At 71.9% G+C, this 17,269-nt stretch carries 15 protein-coding genes and 1 pseudogene; 10 read left to right on the top strand and 6 right to left on the bottom strand.

The window, feature by feature from the left end; translation table 11 throughout:
• The first annotated feature begins 19 nt into the window (after nucleotides 1-19).
• From A3Q40_RS10665 to A3Q40_RS10640, 6 genes and pseudogenes are all read left to right on the top strand, one after another.
• Nucleotides 20-820: a hypothetical protein gene (locus A3Q40_RS10665; protein ID WP_068105940.1), complete on the top strand. Its 801-nt coding sequence runs from the start codon at nucleotides 20-22 to the stop codon at nucleotides 818-820.
• The gene (locus A3Q40_RS10660) at nucleotides 817-2,412 is read left to right on the top strand and encodes a DNA polymerase Y family protein (RefSeq protein WP_235606267.1); all 1,596 of its coding nucleotides are present in this window, start codon (nucleotides 817-819) and stop codon (nucleotides 2,410-2,412) included. The genes A3Q40_RS10665 and A3Q40_RS10660 overlap by 4 nt, the downstream gene beginning before the upstream one ends.
• On the top strand, nucleotides 2,409-3,689 hold the full coding sequence (gene dinB, locus A3Q40_RS10655; protein ID WP_082833867.1) for a DNA polymerase IV: 1,281 nt from the start codon (nucleotides 2,409-2,411) through the stop codon (nucleotides 3,687-3,689). Before A3Q40_RS10660 ends, dinB begins: the two co-directional genes overlap by 4 nt.
• 96 nt (nucleotides 3,690-3,785) lie before the next feature.
• Nucleotides 3,786-4,499: pseudogene (locus A3Q40_RS10650) on the top strand (alpha/beta fold hydrolase).
• Nucleotides 4,500-4,560: 61 nt separating this feature from the next.
• The gene (locus tag A3Q40_RS10645; RefSeq protein WP_069972927.1) at nucleotides 4,561-5,127 is read left to right on the top strand and encodes a hypothetical protein; all 567 of its coding nucleotides are present in this window, start codon (nucleotides 4,561-4,563) and stop codon (nucleotides 5,125-5,127) included.
• A 28-nt stretch (nucleotides 5,128-5,155) separates the two neighbouring features.
• A complete protein-coding gene (locus A3Q40_RS10640) occupies nucleotides 5,156-5,449 on the top strand; it encodes a putative quinol monooxygenase (protein WP_068102108.1) in 294 nt (97 codons plus the stop codon).
• Here the strand turns inward: A3Q40_RS10640 and sigJ are convergent, their stop codons facing one another.
• The 5 genes from sigJ to A3Q40_RS10615 all read right to left on the bottom strand — a co-directional run bounded on the left by sigJ (nucleotide 5,450) and on the right by A3Q40_RS10615 (nucleotide 11,174).
• On the bottom strand, nucleotides 5,450-6,364 hold the full coding sequence (sigJ, locus tag A3Q40_RS10635; RefSeq protein WP_235606266.1) for an RNA polymerase sigma factor SigJ: 915 nt from the start codon (nucleotides 6,362-6,364) through the stop codon (nucleotides 5,450-5,452). It abuts the gene before it with no gap.
• Complete coding sequence (locus tag A3Q40_RS10630; RefSeq protein WP_068105929.1) at nucleotides 6,361-7,104, bottom strand: SDR family oxidoreductase; 744 nt, start codon at nucleotides 7,102-7,104, stop codon at nucleotides 6,361-6,363. Before A3Q40_RS10630 ends, sigJ begins: the two co-directional genes overlap by 4 nt.
• A gap of 75 nt (nucleotides 7,105-7,179) precedes the next feature.
• Nucleotides 7,180-9,294 (bottom strand): MMPL family transporter, encoded by a 2,115-nt coding sequence (locus tag A3Q40_RS10625; protein WP_068102106.1) that lies wholly within the window; start codon nucleotides 9,292-9,294, stop codon nucleotides 7,180-7,182.
• A gap of 97 nt (nucleotides 9,295-9,391) precedes the next feature.
• Nucleotides 9,392-10,201, bottom strand: coding sequence for a 5'/3'-nucleotidase SurE (gene surE, locus A3Q40_RS10620; RefSeq protein ID WP_068105924.1), 810 nt, complete (start codon nucleotides 10,199-10,201; stop codon nucleotides 9,392-9,394).
• Between the two features lie 31 nt (nucleotides 10,202-10,232).
• Nucleotides 10,233-11,174: a 1-phosphofructokinase family hexose kinase gene (locus A3Q40_RS10615; protein ID WP_068102104.1), complete on the bottom strand. Its 942-nt coding sequence runs from the start codon at nucleotides 11,172-11,174 to the stop codon at nucleotides 10,233-10,235.
• A 140-nt stretch (nucleotides 11,175-11,314) separates the two neighbouring features.
• Between A3Q40_RS10615 and A3Q40_RS10610 the strand changes: the two genes are divergently transcribed.
• Nucleotides 11,315-14,665, top strand: a complete 3,351-nt coding sequence (locus A3Q40_RS10610; protein ID WP_068102102.1) for an error-prone DNA polymerase — start codon at nucleotides 11,315-11,317, stop codon at nucleotides 14,663-14,665.
• A 51-nt stretch (nucleotides 14,666-14,716) separates the two neighbouring features.
• Nucleotides 14,717-15,595: a DUF4349 domain-containing protein gene (locus tag A3Q40_RS10605; protein WP_068102100.1), complete on the top strand. Its 879-nt coding sequence runs from the start codon at nucleotides 14,717-14,719 to the stop codon at nucleotides 15,593-15,595.
• Between the two features lie 10 nt (nucleotides 15,596-15,605).
• Here the strand turns inward: A3Q40_RS10605 and A3Q40_RS10600 are convergent, their stop codons facing one another.
• The gene (locus A3Q40_RS10600; RefSeq protein ID WP_068105922.1) at nucleotides 15,606-16,070 is read right to left on the bottom strand and encodes a tRNA (cytidine(34)-2'-O)-methyltransferase; all 465 of its coding nucleotides are present in this window, start codon (nucleotides 16,068-16,070) and stop codon (nucleotides 15,606-15,608) included.
• A gap of 54 nt (nucleotides 16,071-16,124) precedes the next feature.
• On the opposite strand from A3Q40_RS10600, the gene A3Q40_RS10595 reads away from it, so the two are divergent.
• Together A3Q40_RS10595 and A3Q40_RS10590 are read left to right on the top strand one after the other, a co-directional pair.
• Complete coding sequence (locus A3Q40_RS10595; protein ID WP_201132835.1) at nucleotides 16,125-16,994, top strand: bifunctional methylenetetrahydrofolate dehydrogenase/methenyltetrahydrofolate cyclohydrolase; 870 nt, start codon at nucleotides 16,125-16,127, stop codon at nucleotides 16,992-16,994.
• Entirely contained in the window at nucleotides 16,991-17,263 is a 273-nt protein-coding gene (locus A3Q40_RS10590) for a DUF3017 domain-containing protein (protein WP_068102098.1), read from the top strand. Before A3Q40_RS10595 ends, A3Q40_RS10590 begins: the two co-directional genes overlap by 4 nt.
• Nucleotides 17,264-17,269 lie beyond the last annotated feature (6 nt).

Raw genomic sequence — 17,269 nt, 5'->3', positions numbered from 1 at the left:
CTCGATCCGGGGAGTGAGTATGCCTGTTTCCGTCGATCTGGACGGTCTCGACGGTCTGTCGCGCAGCGAGCGGATCGCCGTGCTGCGGCGCCGCATCAGCGGTGCGGCCGGCCCTGCTGCTGCAGCCCCTGCAGCCCCTGTCACGTCCGCGGCCACCGCCCCGGTTCTCGAGCCCGTGCCCACCGCGGCGCAGCGCCCCACCCGGCCCGTCCTTCCGGTCCCGAGTGCGTTGTCGGAGCTGCTGCCGGAGGGCGGACTGGCCCGCGGATCGGTGGTCGCGGTGTCCGGGGCGGGCTCGCTGCTCACCGGCATCCTGGCGTCGGTCACGGCGTCCGGGCGGCACGCGGCGGTGATCGGAATGCCGCGGCTCGGTCTGCTCGCGGCGGCGGAGATGGGCGCCCAGCTCCACCGGCTGGCGTTGGTGCCGGATCCCGGGTCGGATCCGGTGGAGGTGGCGGCCGTGTTGCTGGACGGTATCGATCTGGTGGTGCTCGGCCTGGGCGGGTCCGCCGTGCCGCCGTCCCGGGCGCGCGCGGTGGTGGCGCGAGCCCGCGCCAAGGGCGCCACGCTCGTCGTCACCGACGGTCGGTGGGACGGGGCGGAACTCACCCTGTCCGCGCGCGTCGACGGGTACGACGGCCCGGGGTCCGGGGATCGCCGCGGTCGCGGGCGGGTGCGGGCGGTGCGGTTGGGCGTCGAGGTGCAGGGTCGGGCGATCCGGCCGCGCACGGGTCGTCTCGTCGTCGCGTCGGCGGGGGAGGGCGTCGAGTGGACGACCGCTCGGGAGAGCGGTCCGACGATGACGGCGTTGTCGTCGTGACCGGTCTCGTGACCGGCCCGCAGAAACGACGCGCCCGGGTGCTCGCCGTGTGGTGTCCCGACTGGCCGGCGGTCGCGGCGGCGGCCGCGGCGAACGTCCCCGCGTCCGCGCCGGTGGCCGTCGTCTCGGCCAATCGGGTGGTCGCCTGCTCCGCGACGGCCCGGACGGCCGGGGTCCGGCGCGGCGGGACGCGCCGCGAGTCGCAGGCACGATGCCCGGAACTGCATGTGGCACGGGCGGATCCGGACCGAGACGCGCGGTCGTTCGAGCCGGTGGCCGCCGCGGTGGACGAGCTGATTCCGGGAATCGAGGTGCTGCGTCCGGGTCTGCTGTTGCTCTCGGCGCGGGGAGCGGCGCGGTACTTCGGGTCGGAGGAGAGCGCGGCCGAACGCCTCGTCGACGCGGTCGCCGCCGTCGGAGTGGAGTGCCAGGTGGGCATCGCCGACGAGGTCTCCACGGCGGTGATCGCCGCGCGGCACGGCATGATCGTGCCCGCCGGCGACGGCGCCGGATTCCTCGCGCCGCTGCCGGTGGCGGAGTTGTCGGCGGAGCCGTCGCTCGCGGCGCCGGACCGGGTGGATCTGGTGGACCTGCTGGTGCGGCTCGGGTTGCGCTCGATCGGGGACTTCGCGGCGCTCTCGCCGGTCGACGTGGCGTCGCGGTTCGGGACCGATGCCGTGGCGGCGCATCGCAGCGCGCGGGGGGAACCGGAACGTCCGCCGTCGGCGCGGGTGGTGCCGCCGGATCTCGACGTCGAGTACCACTGCGACCCGCCGTTGGACCGGGTGGACGCCGCCGCGTTCGCCGGCCGCGCGCTGGCGGAGAAGTTGCACGTCGCGCTGTCGGCGGCCGCGGTCGCCTGCACTCGGCTGCTGGTGCAGGCCCGTACCGCGAACGGCGAGCATCTCTCCCGCACCTGGCGGTGCGCCGAGCCGCTCACCCCGGAGGGCACCGCGGATCGGGTGCGGTGGCAACTCGACGGGTGGCTCACCGGGCGCAGCGGCAGCAAGCCCACCGCCGGAGTGGTGGTGCTGCGGCTCGAACCGGTCGAGGTGGTCAGCGCCGGCGCGCTGCAACTCGGACTGTGGGGTGGGGTCGGTGACGAGGACGAGCGCGCACGACGCGCGTTGGTGCGGGTGCAGGGCCTGCTCGGTGGGGAGGCGGTGCAGGTGGGCGTGCTCAGCGGCGGCCGTGGTCCGGCCGAGCGGGTGACGGTGGTGCCGTGGGGCGACGAGCCGGTTCCCGACGCCGATCCGGCCGCACCCTGGCCGGGTCGGCTGCCGTCGCCGTCACCCACCGCCCTCACCACCACGCGTCCGGAGATCACCCTGGTGGGCGCGGCGGGGGAGCCGGTCGGGGTGACCGAGCGGGGGATGTTCGATCGGGACCCGGCGGTGCTGACGTGGGGGTCGAGTTCGTGGTCGCTGCACGGGTGGGCCGGCCCGTGGTGCGTCGACGAGCGGTGGTGGGACCCGGGTGCGGCGTCCACGGCGCGGCAGGTGGCGCGGGCACAGATGATGCTCGAGGACGCGCGCGCGGTGCTGGTCCTGCACGACGGAGGACGATGGTTCGTGGAGGGCATCTACGAATGAACGAACACTCGTCCGATCGGCGCAGCGTCACCGGCGCCGCCCGGGCACGCGACCGGCTGCACGAGGCGACGGTCCTGCACGCGGATCTGGACTCGTTCTACGCCTCGGTGGAGCAGCGGGACGATCCGTCGCTGCGGGGTCGGCCGGTGATCGTCGGCGGCGGCGTGGTGCTCGCGGCGAGCTACGAGGCCAAGGCGTACGGAGTCAAGACCGCGATGGGCGGTCGGCAGGCCCGCGCCCTCTGCCCGCAGGCCGCCGTCGTGCCCCCGCGGATGCACGCCTATTCGCAGGCCAGCAAGGACGTCTTCGAGGTGTTCGAGAACGTCACCCCGCTGGTGGAGGGCATCTCCATCGACGAGGCGTTCCTCGACGTGACGGGGCTGGCGCGACTGTCCGGCTCGCCGGTCGACATCGCGGCCGATCTACGACGCACCGTTGCCGAGGACGTCGGGTTGCCGATCACCGTCGGTGTGGCGCGGACGAAGTTCCTGGCCAAGATCGCCAGTGCCGTCGCCAAGCCGGACGGGTTGCTGGTGGTCGATCCGGGCCGCGAACTGGAGTTCCTGCATCCGCTGCCCGTGGAACGCATGTGGGGCGTCGGCAAGGTCACCGCCCGCAAGTTGCACGCGCAGGGGATCCGCACCATCGGTGAGCTCGCCGCCGAGCGGGAGGGCGCGCTGGCCGCGGTACTCGGGTCCGCCGCCGGTCGCCACCTCCACGCGTTGTCCAACGGGGTCGACAGTCGCCGGGTCACCACCGGCCGGAGTCGACGGTCGGTGGGCGCGCAGCACGCGCTGGGGCGGCGGCACAAGGACCCCGCGGAGATCGACGCCGCGCTCACCGCGTTGGTGGACCGGGTGACCTACCGGATGCGTAAGGGGCACCGCGCGGGACGGACGGTGACCCTCCGGCTGCGTTTCGACGACTTCAGCCGCGCCACCCGGTCGACCACCCTCGGTCGCGCCACCGCCGACACGCACATCGTGCTCACGGCCGCGCGGTCCTTGCTCGAGGCGGCGATGTCCACCATCACCATGCAGGGGCTCACCCTGGTCGGCGTGGCCGTCTCCAACCTCGAGGACGGCTCGGCCCTGCAGTTGGAACTGCCCTACGACACGCCTCCCGACGAGCAGGAGCACAGCCACGAGCACGTCGGCCGGGCGGCACTCGACGCCGCGCTCGACGGCGTGCACCGGCGGTTCGGCTCCGCCGCCGTCACCCGCGGCGTGCTCCTCGGACGCCGGGAGCTGCCGTCGGTGCCCCTGCTCGGGGACTGAGACGACCGCCGGCCCCGGGTACAGTGACGCTCGGTGAGTACCGACGACGCCCCGCGCGAGAACGTCCCGACCGGCAGCGGTCCGACCCGTCCGCACGTGTACTACCGCGACTCCGGCGGCGAGGACGCTCTGGACTCGCCGGTGGTTCTCGTCCACGGCATGGGCGGAGACGGCGCCACGTGGAACCGGTTCGCGCAGAGCCTGATCCGCCGTGGTCGGCGCGTCATCGTGCCCGACCTCCGCGGTCACGGCCGCAGTGGCCGCGCCGCGGACTACTCCTTCGCCGCCTTCGCGGACGATCTCGAGGACCTGCTGGACCGGCTGCGCCTGACACGCGTGGACCTGGTCGGGCACTCGCTCGGTGGACACACGGCCACGCTCGTCGCGCAGCGCCGGGGCGACGCGGTGCGCAAGCTGGTGGTCGAGGAAGCTCCGCTGCCGCTGCGTCCCGGCGACCCGCCGCCGATCATGGGCGCCGCGCCGTCGCCGCGGTAGTTGTTGCACGCGCTGTCGTCGATCGTGCGCCACCCGCGCGCGGTGCTGGCGTTCGATCGGTCGATGACGGCGCCCGCGCTCACGCAGTTCCGAACGCCCGATCCGGCGTGGTGGTCGGCGTTGGCCTCCGTGACCGCGGACGTCCTCCTCGTGGTGGGCGGGCCCACCGGCATGGTCGACCGGGATCGGCTCGCGGCCGCGGTCGCCGGACTCGCGCGCAGCCGGGTGGTCGTGGTCGACAGCGGGCACAGTGTGCACCGAGATCGGTTCGAGGAGTTCAGGACTGCGGTGGAGCCGTTCCTCGCCGGGCTGTGACCCGTCCAGACTCCGCATCGACCGGGCGTTCCTCGGCGGGCGCGCCGATACGGTCGGCGCCATGTCGCTGCCTGCTCGGTCGACCGAGCCGTTCACCCCTACCGCTACCGATGCCCGACTGGCCGGACGGGCGGCCATGTACTGGGTCTCCGAGTACAGCCTCATCACCGTCACCGGGGCGGGTGGCTCCGCGTACGTGCAACTGCAGGTGTGCCCGTCGGGTGCGCGCTACCGCTCGGTGATCGAGAACCTGAGCCCGCGAGCGGCGCGCGACCTGAGGAAGGGCTACATCGCCAACTTTCATCACCCGGTGCTGTACGCGAAGGCGCTGCGGCTCGCCGCCGTGCGCCTGTCCGAACTGCTGCCCGTCTCCCCGATCACCCGCTCGGTGCTCCTCGCCGCACCCGCGGTCGCCGCCACGGCCGACATCGCGGAGAACGTGGTGAATCTCTGGATGCACGAGGACACCCGGCGGATCACCGACGCCACCGCCACGACGTCGAGCGTGTTGGCAGCGGTGAAGTGGACGGGCACCATCGGCCCACTGCTCTACCTCTCGCGCGGCTTCCTGCCCCTGTGGTTCGGGGCCGTTCGGGACCGAGTGCCAGGATGGTTGCGCACGCCCTGATACCCCAGCACTCACCGAGGAGTCGTCGATGGCCGTCACCGCTCTGCTCGAAGTCCGCCTCGATCCCGATCGCCTTCCCGAGGCGCACCGCGTCCTCGCCGAGACGCTCGTCGCCACCCGCGGATTCGACGGCTGCCTGAACGTCAAGGTGACCGCGGACGTCGACGATCCCGCGCACGTCGTGGTCGTCGAGACGTGGGAGAGCCGCGAGCACGACGCCGCCTACCGTGCCTTCCGTGCGTCGCCCGAGGGGCGGAGTGAACTCGGAACCGTGCTGGTCGCCCCGCCGACGCTCACCGTGCTCGAGCACCTCGACATCTGATCACTCCGCCGGGTTCGCCCGCACGGATCGCAGTTTCTCGGGGGTCCGGATCAGGTCGATGCGCACCACCCGGCCGGTGGTGTCCGCGACGATCGACATGACGCCGAGCACCGTCTCGTCGTCGACGACGACCAGTCCGGTCGAGCCGTTGATGCGACGCGGGTCGACGCGGAAACCCCGGCCGATCTTCGCCGCGATCCCGAGCAGGAACCGGGCGACGTGGTCCGCCCCGACCACCGGACGACGCGCCGCGGAGACCAGGCCGCCGCCGTCGCTGACCAGCTGGACGTCGGGGTCGAGTACCGCGATCAGCGACGCCAGATCACCGGTGCCGGCGGCGTGCACGAACGCGTCGACGGCGCGGCGATGGTCGCGGGGATCGACGTCGATCCGCGGTGCGCGCGCCGCGACGTGCCGGCGCGCCCGCGACGCGAGTTGTCGCACCGCCGCCGGCGTCCGCCCGAGCGTCACGGCGACCTCGTCGAATGGGACGGCGAACAGATCGTGCAGAACCCAGGCCGTGCGCTCGGCCGGGGTCAAGGCCTCCAGGGCGACCAGCAGGGCGTAGGACACCGTGTCGTCCAGCGTGACGCGGTCCGCCGGCTCGTCGACGGCGTACGCGCGGATCGGGTCGCCCACGTGCGGCTCCGGCAACCACGGTCCGACGTAGGACTCCCGACGCACCCGGGCGGACCGCAGTGCGTCCAGAGCGGCGCGGGCGACGACCACCGTCGTCCACGCGTCGACGTCCTCGATCGGCCGGTCGCGATGTGCCGCGTCGAGTCGGAACCAACAGTCCGACACGACGTCCTCCGCGTCGGCCAGGGTGCCCAGGACGGCGTAGGCGACGCGCACCAACCGCGGCCGGGCGCGCAGGAACGCCTCGGCCAGGTCGGTGGACGCGGATTCGGTCACGCGGTCTCGGCGAGCCAGGATGCGAAATCCTGCTCGCCGCGGCGGACGTCGCCGGTCGGCAGCAGGGCGCCCGAGGCCATGCCGCGACCGGCGGACCCGGGCAGGCGCACGGGCAGGACCAAGCGGCGCGATCCTCGGGCGCGCAGCACCTGCCGGGCCAGATCCACCTGCGATTCCGGTGCGGGACCGGCGATCTCGACGACGGCCCGCCGCGGCCCGGCCGCGGCCACCTCGACGAGGAACGCCGCGACCTCGTCGACGGCGATCGGCTGACTCCGCATCACCGGGACCACGGCGATCGGGCCCCGCGTCATGGCCAGGGTCTGGTCGGTGAACTCGTGGAACTGCGTCGCGCGGACGACGGTCCACGGCACGTCGGACTCGCGGATCAGCTTCTCCTGCAGCCGTTTTCCGGCGTAGTACCCGGTGTCGACGCGGTCCGACCCGACGATGGACAACGCCACGTGATGCCCCACCCCGAGTCGGGATTCCGCGTCCAGCAGCGTGCGCGTGACGGCACCGAAGAACCGTTCCGACGCCGGCCGGGACAGGGTGGTGACGTTGCTCGCGTCGATCACCGCCGCGACGCCGGTGAGGGCGTCGTCGAGCGCTCCCGAGGGGGCTCTCAGATCGATCCCGGCGGACCGGGACAGCACCACGGCCTCGTGTCCTGCGTCCCGGACGTGGTCCACGACCCGTCGTCCCGTCGTTCCCGTTCCACCTGCCACTGCGATTCTCACGATGGTCGTTCCTCTCCGATGTGCCGACATATCAGAGACGAGATGCGGCGTCGGTTCGTGACATCGAGAAGAAATCTAGTGCCCGATCCCGACCTTCGCGTGCACCCGCTTCATCCACGCCGGGGCCCACCAGTTGGCCTCGCCCATGAGCTTGACCAGGGACGGTACGAGCAACATGCGGATGATCGTCGCGTCGATGAGGAGCGCGATGATCATGCCCACCCCGACGAACCGCATGATCGACAGGCCGGAGATCGCGAACGCGCCGGTGACGATGATGAGGATCAGCGCCGCGGCGGTGACGATGCGTCCGGTGCGCTGCGCACCCACCAGCACGGCCTCCTCCGTGGTGGCGCCGGCCGTGCGGGCCTCGACCATGCGCGACATGAGGAACACCTCGTAGTCGGTGGACAGGCCGAAGACGACGGCGAGGATGAGCACCACGAACGTCGCCTCGAGTGGGGCCGGGGTCACGCCGAGCAGGGACGCGCCGTTGCCTTCCTGGAAGATGAACGTCAGCGCGCCGAACGTCGCGGCCATGCTCAGGGCCGCCATGGCCACCGCCTTCACCGGCAGCACCACCGAGCCGAACGCGAGGAAGAGCAGTACCAGCGTCGAGCCCACCATGATGGCGAGCATCACCGGCAGCCAGTTCAGGATCGCGGTGTTGCCGTCGAGCACCAGCGCGGCCGCGCCGCCCACCGTGAGCGTGGTGCCGGCCGGCTGCGGGATGGCCCGGATCTCCTTGACCACCTCCTGCTGTTCGGTGGAATCGACGCCGGACGAGAAGGTCGCGTCGATGACCACGAAGTTGCCGCTCGCCGTGCCGAACTGGACGTTCTCGATGCCCTCGAGGCCGCGGGTGGCGGTGATCACCGAGTTGATCGCGGGCCCGTCGGGGCGCGCGGTGTCGCCGGTCAACACCAGGGTGGCGCTGTCGCCGGTGCTGCGGAAGTCCTCGGTGAGCGTCTCGTAGGCGACGCGCGCCGGATCGTTCGGCGGGAGCGCGGTGTAGGAGACCTCGCCGAGCGTCGTCTTCAGAAGCGGACTCGCCACGATCAGCAGGCCGCCGGTGATGACGGCGGCGACGATCACCGGTCGGCGCATGACGCGGGTGACGATGCCGCCCCACAACCGGTGCGCGCGTTCCTCGCCACGATCGGACGCGGTACGGGACCACGTGATGGCGTTGATGCGTGGTCCGAGGATGGCGAGGACGGCGGGCACCGCGGTGAGGGACAGGATTGCGGCGCAGCCGACGGCGGCCATGGCGCCGTAGCCGAGCGACCGGATGATCGCTTGCGGGAACACCAGCATTCCGGCGAACGCACAAATGAGCAGCAGGCCCGAGAACGCGATGGTGCGTCCGGCGGTGAGGACCGTGCGCCTCGCGGCCTCGTGACCGTCGCTGCCCTTGCGTAGCTCCTCCCGGAACCGGCTGACGACGAACAGCCCGTAGTCGATGGCGAGGCCGAGTCCCAGCAGCGACGCGACGTTGATGGCGAACGACGAGATGTCGGTGAACTCCGTGAACACCCGCAGCACGGTCAGCGCGCCGGCCACGGCGAGGGCGCCCACGGCGACCGGCACCGCGGCGGCCACCACGCCGCCGAAGATGAAGACCAGCAGGATCAGGGTGACCGGAATGGCGATGATCTCGGCACGGACCAGGTCCTGTTGGAGTTGGGTGTTGAAGGAGATGCCGGCGACGGACGCTCCGGCGAACTGCGTCTCGATGCCCTGCGCCTCGAGCTTCGGCAGCAGGTCGGCGAACGACGCGAGCGTCACGCCCGTGCTGCCACCGAGCGAGACGGTGGCGAGGCCCTTGGTGCCGTCGGTCGACTCGAGGAATTCCTTCTGCGCCGCGGGCGCGGTCCAGTAGGACGTGACGTTTTCCGGCTGCACCTCCGCCTCGAACGCGTCGAGAACCCCGGTGACCTCGGGACCGATGTCGTCGAGCGTGCGGCCTTCGGGGGCGGTGTAGATCGCGATGATGTCCGGGGCTGCCGTTCCCAGGCCCTGGATCTGGCGCGCCACCGCGACCGCTTCGCTGCCCGGATCCTCGTAACCACCCTGGCTGAGTTTGCCGAACACCCCGAGGCCCCAGGTGGCGCCGGTCAGCACGATCAGGACGGCGGCGATCAGGACCCACCACGGCCGGGACACGACGAACGATGCCCAACGTGTCACAGCAGTTCTCCCTCTCGAGGTGGTACGTCGACTGACCCCCGACGTGACTGTAGTGAACGGACTCGAGGGAACTCTGTGACGTGTTCGGACCGGACGGTCAGTCGGGAGTGTCGACCAGCTCGGAAGTGTCGACGGTCACCGCGGTGGGCGGGCGCAGTGCGGTGACCGTGGCCCACCCGTGCGCGACGAGACTCGCGTCGCTGTCGTCGTCGTTCTCGGTGTGGATCTCGTCGAACCGCACGGTGACGAACTCGTCGTCGCGATCGCCGATCTCGGCCTGCACCGCGCCGAAGGTCGCGAGCCGGGCGGAGCGCATGCCGCGCAGTTCCGCCGGCGATACCGCGGGCACGTTGACGTTGACGACGTGGCTCGGGTCGAGATGGTCGAGGAACCAGCGCAGAGCGCGGGCGGCGACGTCGGCTGCGGTGTCCCAGGATCGGCCGGACGCGTCCGTGCCGACCCGAGGGTCGTCCCGGGGGTCGGCCTGCGCACGGCCCGGCGACCCGGCCAGCGAGACCGCGAGACCGGGGATGCCGTGGGTGACGGCGGTCAGCGCCGCGCCCACGGTGCCGGAGTGCAGGACCGCCGACCCGGTGTTGGGACCGTGATTGATACCGGAAAGCACGACGTCGGGCCGCGGACCGAACGCGCCGCGCGAGGCGACGAAGGCGATGAGGGCGGGGGAGGCGTGCACCGCGAAGGCGTCGACGTCCAGATCGTCGACGGCGGTGCGCGTGCTGCGGAGCCGGCCGCCGTCCTCGAGGCCGGACAGGGCGGCGGACGCGCCGCTGCGTTCCTCGTGCGGTGCGGCGACGACGACGTCGAGTCCGGCGGCGAGAGCCACCCGCGTCAGGACGGCGATCCCGCGGCTCGACACGCCGTCGTCGTTGGTGATCAGGGCACGCACGGTGACCTCCCGGTCGGCTCGTCGGTTCTCGTCACGGTCGGAACGGTCGCACCTCGACCGATCGCGCGACCGTGTCGACCAGTCCACGCTGTCCTGTACCCAGTCCGCGCCGCGTCACGTTCGCGGTTCCGGCGGCGCCGCCGAGCCGCAGTGCCTCCTCCATCGAGGCGCCGTGCGCCAGGCCGGTGGCGATGCCCGCGCTCATGGAATCGCCGGCGCCGTGGTGGTCCGTCTGCTCCAGCGGCGGGGTGATCACCTCGAACACCGTGCCGTCGACGAGGGCGAGGGCCGGTTCGGCGGCACGCGAGAGGACGACGGTCTCCGCGCCCTCCTCGTGCAGGGACCGCATGGCCCCGACGAGATCGTCGGGGTCCTCGGAGTCGGCCCGGCCGTCCTCGATCAGATCCTCGTGGCTCATCTTCAGCACGGTGAGACCGCCGGCGAGGGCGGCGGTGGCGGTGTCCCCGGAGAGGTCGGCGACCACCGGTGTGCCGAGCGAGCGGAGGTCGCTGCAGAGGCGTCGGTAGAAGTCGGGCGGGACGACCCGGTCGGTGTGTGGGCCGCCGAGGAGGGCGATGTCGGCACCGGCGCCGCATTCGAGGGCGAGGCCGAAGAGGTCGTCGAGCGCGTGCCGAGCGAGCGGCGGCGGGTCGATGGTCGCGATCTCCGTACGCTCCCCGTCGCGGCGATCGTGCACGTAGGAGCCGGATTCGGTGCCGAGGTCGACGGCGCGGACCGTGATGTTCTCCCGCGCGATCAGGTCACGCAGCACGCCGCCGCTCTCGCCGCCGAAGGCGCCGGTGAGGGTGACGTCGAGACCGAGGTTGGCGGCCATGCGAGCGATCCAATGGCCCTGACCGCCGGCGTGGACGTGCAGTTCGGTGTTGCCCCCCGGCGCGGTGTCGAGGGTGATCGTCAACAGGGGCGACGGTGCGAACACCATTGCCGTCGGGGTCTTCGGGGTGGTGGCCATCGTGCCTCTGTGCCCGTTTCGTCCTGTTGCGAAACGGGGTTTGCGACGTGTCGGTGGGCCGTGCTGCAATGGTGTCCTCGATACGAACACGTGTTCGAATCGGTGCCGGACGCGATACGCGGGGAGACGGGAGGGCAGACGTGGGATGGAACGACGGCCCGCCCACCTGGACGGAGATGGAACGGCTGCTCTCCGGCCGTCCCCAACCACGTTCGAGGGTGGTCGATCCTCTCGTGGGCGACGGCGGGGACAGCCCCGCGTGGTCCCGCAAGCGCTCGCCGTACGAGGGCGAGGTGCGCCGCCCGGCCGCGGCGGTGCCGTACGCGGAACTGCACGCGCACTCGTCCTTCAGCTTCCTCGACGGCGCCTCGCAACCGGAGGAGATGGTCGAGGAGGCCGTTCGTCTCGGCTTGAGCGCCATCGCTCTGACCGATCACGACGGCATGTACGGAGTGGTGCGCTTCGCCGAGGCGGCGAAGGAACTCGGCATGAAGACGGTGTTCGGGTCCGAGCTGTCCCTCGCCGGTGACTCCGTCTCGGGGTCCGGCGCGCTGTCCGGGGTCCCGGGCCCGGCGGAGTCGAGAGCGGGCACCGTCGATCCCGACGGCGTCCACCTGCTGGTGCTCGCCCGCGGGCAGGAGGGGTACCGGCGGCTGTCCCGGCAGATCGCCGCCGCGCATCTCGCGGGCGGAGAGAAGGGACGCCCGCAGTACAGCCTCGACGCGCTCACCGAGGCCGCCGGTGGTCACTGGCAGATCCTCACGGGATGCCGCAAGGGCAGTGTCCGTGCGGGCCTGGCCCGCGACGGCCTCGCCGGGGCCGACGCCGCGCTGCGGGATCTGATCGACCGGTTCGGCTCGGACCGGGTGAGTGTCGAGCTCACCACGCAGGGCGTTCCGGAGGACGACGAGCGCAACGACGCGCTGGCCGGCCTCGCGGCCCGGTACGGGCTGGGCGTCGTCGCCACCACGGCCGCGCACTTCGCCCGCCCGGACCGCCGCCGATTGGCCATGGCGATGGCGGCGGTGCGTGCCCGGCGCAGCCTGGACGAGGCATCGGGATGGCTGCCGCCACTCGGGGGCGCGCACCTGCGGTCGGGAGCGGAGATGGACCGGATGTTCGCCCCGTATCCGACGGCCGTGTCCGGCGCGGCGGCACTGGGGGAGGAGTGCGCGTTCGATCTGCACCTCATCGCGCCGCAGCTGCCGCCGTTCGACGTGCCGGACGGCCACACCGAGATCTCGTGGCTGCGCGAGCTGACCTACCGCGGCGCGGCGCGGCGCTACGGCACGCCGGAGGAGGACCCGGCCGCCTACGCCCAGATCGAACACGAGCTCACGGTCGTCGAGCAGCTGAACTTCCCCGGTTACTTCCTCGTGGTCCACGACATCGTGGCGTTCTGCAAGCGGGCCGACATCCTGTGCCAGGGACGAGGATCGGCCGCCAACTCCGCCGTCTGCTACGCCATCGGGATCACGCACGTCGACCCGGTGCGCAACGGCCTACTGTTCGAGCGCTTCCTTTCCGTGGAACGCGACGGGCCACCGGACATCGACGTCGACATCGAGTCCGATCGCCGCGAGGAGGCCATCCAGCACGTCTACGCCAAGTACGGCCGGGATTACGCGGCGCAGGTGGCCAACGTCATCACCTACCGAGGCAAGTCCTCGGTGCGGGACATGGCGCGAGCGCTGGGTGCCTCGCAGGGACAGCAGGATGCGTGGAGCAAGCAGATCACCCGATGGTCCGGCGTGGGAGCGACCGACCTCGACGCCGAGTCGCGGGAGACGACCATCCCCGTTCCCGTCCTCGAGCTGGCGGCGCAGATCGAGAACTTCCCTCGTCATCTCGGCATCCATTCCGGCGGCATGGTGATCTGCGACCGCCCCATCGCCGACGTGTGCCCGGTCGAGTGGGCGCGCATGGCGGGTCGGACGGTCCTGCAGTGGGACAAGGACGACTGCGCCGCCGTCGGCCTGGTGAAGTTCGACATGCTCGGTCTCGGCATGCTCTCCGCGCTGCACTACATGATCGACCTGGTGAAGGAGCACAAGGGGATTCACGTGGACCTCGCCGAGCTCGACCTCGGTGAGGCGGCGGTGTACGAGATGCTCCAGCGGGCGGACTCGGTGGGGGTGTTCCAGGTGGAATCGCGGGCGCAGATGGCCACCCTGCCCCGGCTGAAGCCGCGGGAGTTCTACGACCTGGTGGTGGAGGTCGCGCTGATCCGTCCCGGTCCCATCCAGGGCCACTCGGTGCACCCGTACGTCCGGCGCCGGAACGGGCTCGAGCCCGTGACGTTCGACCACCCGTCGCTCGAACGCGCCCTCGAACGCACGCTCGGGGTTCCGCTGTTCCAGGAACAGTTGATGCAGATGGCCGTCGACGTGGCGGGGTTCTCCGCCACCGAGGCCGATCAGCTGCGCCGCGCCATGGGGTCCAAGCGCAGCCCGGAGAAGATGGACCGGATGCGGGAGCGGTTCTACACCGGCATGCGCGACCTGCACGGCATCACCGGACCCAAGGCGGACCGCATCTTCGACAAGCTCTACGCCTTCGCCAACTTCGGGTTCCCCGAGAGTCATTCGCAGAGCTTCGCGTCGCTGGTGTTCTATTCGTCGTGGTTCAAGCTCCATCACCCGGCGGCGTTCTGCGCGGGACTGCTGCGGGCGCAGCCGATGGGCTTCTACTCACCGCAGTCCCTGGTGGCCGACGCACGCCGGCACGGTGTGGTGGTGCACGGCCCGGACGTGCGAGCCTCGCTCGCGCACGCCACCGTCGAGAACGCGGGCCTCGACGTCCGGCTCGGTCTGGCCGAGGTGCGAGGCATCGGCACCGACCTGGCCGAGAAGATCGTCGCGGCTCGGGCCGAGGGGCAGTTCCGCACGCTGCTCGACCTCACCGGCCGGGTGGAACTGACGGTGGCCCAGGCGGAATCGCTCGCCACGGCCGGGGCGTTGGCGTGTTTCGGCATCACCCGCCGGGAGGCGCTGTGGGCCGCGGGTGCCGCCGCCGCGGAGCGTCCCGATCGCCTGCCCGCCGTGGGGGCGTCGATCCGAGCGCCGTCGCTGCCCGGCATGAGCGCCTGGGAACTCGCCGCTGCCGACATCTGGGCCACCGGCGTCTCCCCGGACAGCTACCCCACGCAGTTCCTCCGGGAGCGGCTGGACGAGTTGCAGGTGGTCCCGGCGAACCGCCTCCTGTCGGTGACGGACGGGGACCGGGTCCTGGTGGCCGGAGCCGTCACGCACCGGCAACGTCCGGCGACGGCCGCCGGAGTCACGTTCGTCAACCTCGAGGACGAGACCGGCATGATCAACGTGGTCTGCTCGGTGGGGGTGTGGCACAAGTACAAACAGGCCGCGCAGCTCTCGCAGGCGCTCTACGTCCGCGGCATCGTGCAGAACGCCGAGGGTGTGGTCACCCTGGTGGCGGACAAGCTCGAGCCCCTCGACCTCCGGGTGTTGCTGCGTAGTCGTGACTTCCGCTGAGCCGGGGCGCGGATCGTCCCCGGAGCCCGATCTCGTGCCTACGATGCGCCCATGAGAACCGCGCTCCCGAGACCGGCGATCCTGCGCAGTTTCCTGGCCGTCCTGTGCATCGCGGGTGTGCTGACGGCGGCCGGATGTGCCACGCGGGCCGCGGAACTCGGGCCGGGCGGAGAATCGCGCGACGCGAGTGCCGTCACCGCCCCGGGCGCCGACTCCGGCATCGCGTTGTCGGAGGCCGCCCCCGCGCGCTCGCAGGTCCCCTCGACCCGCGAGGACGTCGTGAACGCCACCGTCTCCCTCGTCGCCGACGATCCGATCGCCGCGGCGGACCGCGCACAGGACCTCGCCGAGCAGCGCGGCGGCCGGGTCGACTCACGCACCGACTCACCGTCGGTGGACGACGGACCCGCCTCCGCATCCCTGACGCTCCGAGTCCCGGCCGCCGAGGTGGACGCCGCTCTCGACGAGTTCGGCACGATCGGCCGCGTCACCGCCGTCGGCGTGGACCGGACGGACGTCACCGACCAGGTGATCGACGTCGACGCCCGCATCGCCGCTCTCGACGCCACCGTGACCCGACTGCGCGACCTCCTCGCGACCGCGTCGTCGACCGCCGACCTGCTCGCCGCCGAGACGGCCCTCGCGGACCGGCAGGGCGAGTTGGACAGTCTGCGCGGTCAGCAGCAGTCCCTGCGGGAGCGGATCGACCTCGCCGCCGTATCGGTGCAGATCACCGAGACCGACACCGCGAGCCGCGGTGGCATCGGCGGCGCCTTCGCCGACGGCTGGGACGCTCTTCTACGGTCTCTCACCGCGGTGGGGTTGTTCCTCGTCGCCGCGGTGCCGTGGGTGGTGCTCGTCGCGGTAGTCGTCGGGCTCGTGATCGGAGTGCTCCGGCTGCGTCGCCGCCGCCGCGCCCGCCGCTCCTGAGCCGGCTCGCTCAGACGCTGCCCTCGAACCCGAGCTGGCGCCACGCCTCGTAGACCACCACCGACGCGGCATTGGTGATGTTCATCGATCGGCGTCCCGCCAGCATGGGGATGCGGAGCCGGTCCGTCACGTGCGGATCGGCAAGCACCTCGGGGGCGAGCCCCGTGGGTTCGGGGCCCAGCAGGAAGACGTCGCCCGCCCGGTACTGCACCGATGCGTAGGACGTCGTCGCTTGCGCCGTGAGCGCGAAGACGCGGTCCGGCGCCAACGACTCCCACGCGGACGCCAGGTCGGGATGCACCGTGACCGACGCGAGATCGTGGTAGTCCAATCCCGCACGCCTGAGCTTCGGTTCGGACAGGTCGAAGCCGAGGGGTTCGACCAGATGCAGCTCGCACCCCGTACCGGCAACCAGGCGGATGGCGTTGCCGGTGTTCTGCGGGATGCGGGGCTCGTGGAACATCAGACGAAACACCGGATCAGCCTGCCACGTCGCGTCCGCCCGACGACGCGTGGGAAACTGAACGCCGTGACCGCGACGCGACTGGACGGCAAACTCACCCGCGACGAGATCTTCGTCGACCTCACCGCCCGCGTGTCGGCTCTGCGCGACCGCGGCATCGTCCCGGGGCTCGGCACCGTTCTGGTGGGCGACGATCCCGGATCGGCCGCGTACGTCCGCGGCAAGCACAACGACTGCGCCAAGGTCGGCATCGCGTCGATCCGCCGGGACCTGCCCGCGGACATCACGCAGGACGAGCTGGACGCCGTCATCGACGACCTCAACGCGGACCCCGCCTGCACCGGCTACATCGTGCAGCTGCCGCTGCCGAAGCACCTCGACGAGAACCGCGCGCTCGAGCGGGTCGATCCCGACAAGGACGCCGACGGACTGCACCCGGTCAACCTCGGCCGCCTCGTGCTCGGCGAGGAGTCGACGCTGCCCTGCACCCCGCGCGGCATCGTGCACCTGCTTCGTCGCTACGACGTGCCGCTCGCCGGCGCCCACGTGGTGGTGGTGGGCCGCGGCGTCACCGTCGGCCGACCGCTGGGGCTCATCCTCACGCGGCGATCCGAGAACGCCACCGTGACGCTCTGCCACACCGGAACTCGCGACCTGGCTGCCGAGGTGCGCCGCGCCGACATCGTCGTCGCCGGCGCCGGCGTGGTCGGGCTCATCACGCCGGACATGGTCAAGCCCGGTGCGGCCGTCGTCGACGTCGGCGTCTCCCGCACGGAGGACGGCCTGCGCGGCGACGTCGCCGCGGGCGTGGAGGACGTCGCCGGGTTCCTTTCGCCCAACCCCGGCGGGGTCGGCCCCCTCACGCGGGCGTTCCTGCTGTCCAACGTCGTCGAACGCGCCGAGCGCACCGCCGGTACGGGCGCCGACGGATCATGACCGCGTTGCGCCGCCAGATCCCCGTCCTCGTGGTGGTCGGCGTCATCGTCGCGGCGGTGGTGCTGGTGCTCGCGGACCGCTGGCGTCGCGGCGCCTTCGTCTTCGGCATCGCCGTGCTGGTCGCGGCGGGCCTGCGGCTTCTCCTCACCGAGGACCGGGTGGGCATCCTCGCGGTGCGGTCGCGCGCGTTCGACACCTTCTCGCTGGCCCTGGTCGGCGGCGCGGTGGTGTGGCTGGCCGTCTCCATCGACCCGCTCGGGACCGACTGAGCGCGT

This window comes from Rhodococcus sp. PBTS 1 (assembly GCF_001620025.1).
GTDB lineage: Bacteria > Actinomycetota > Actinomycetes > Mycobacteriales > Mycobacteriaceae > Rhodococcoides > Rhodococcoides kroppenstedtii.
The sequence above is the reverse complement of the archived record's forward strand: the minus strand, read 5'-3'. Positions and strand labels throughout refer to the sequence as shown.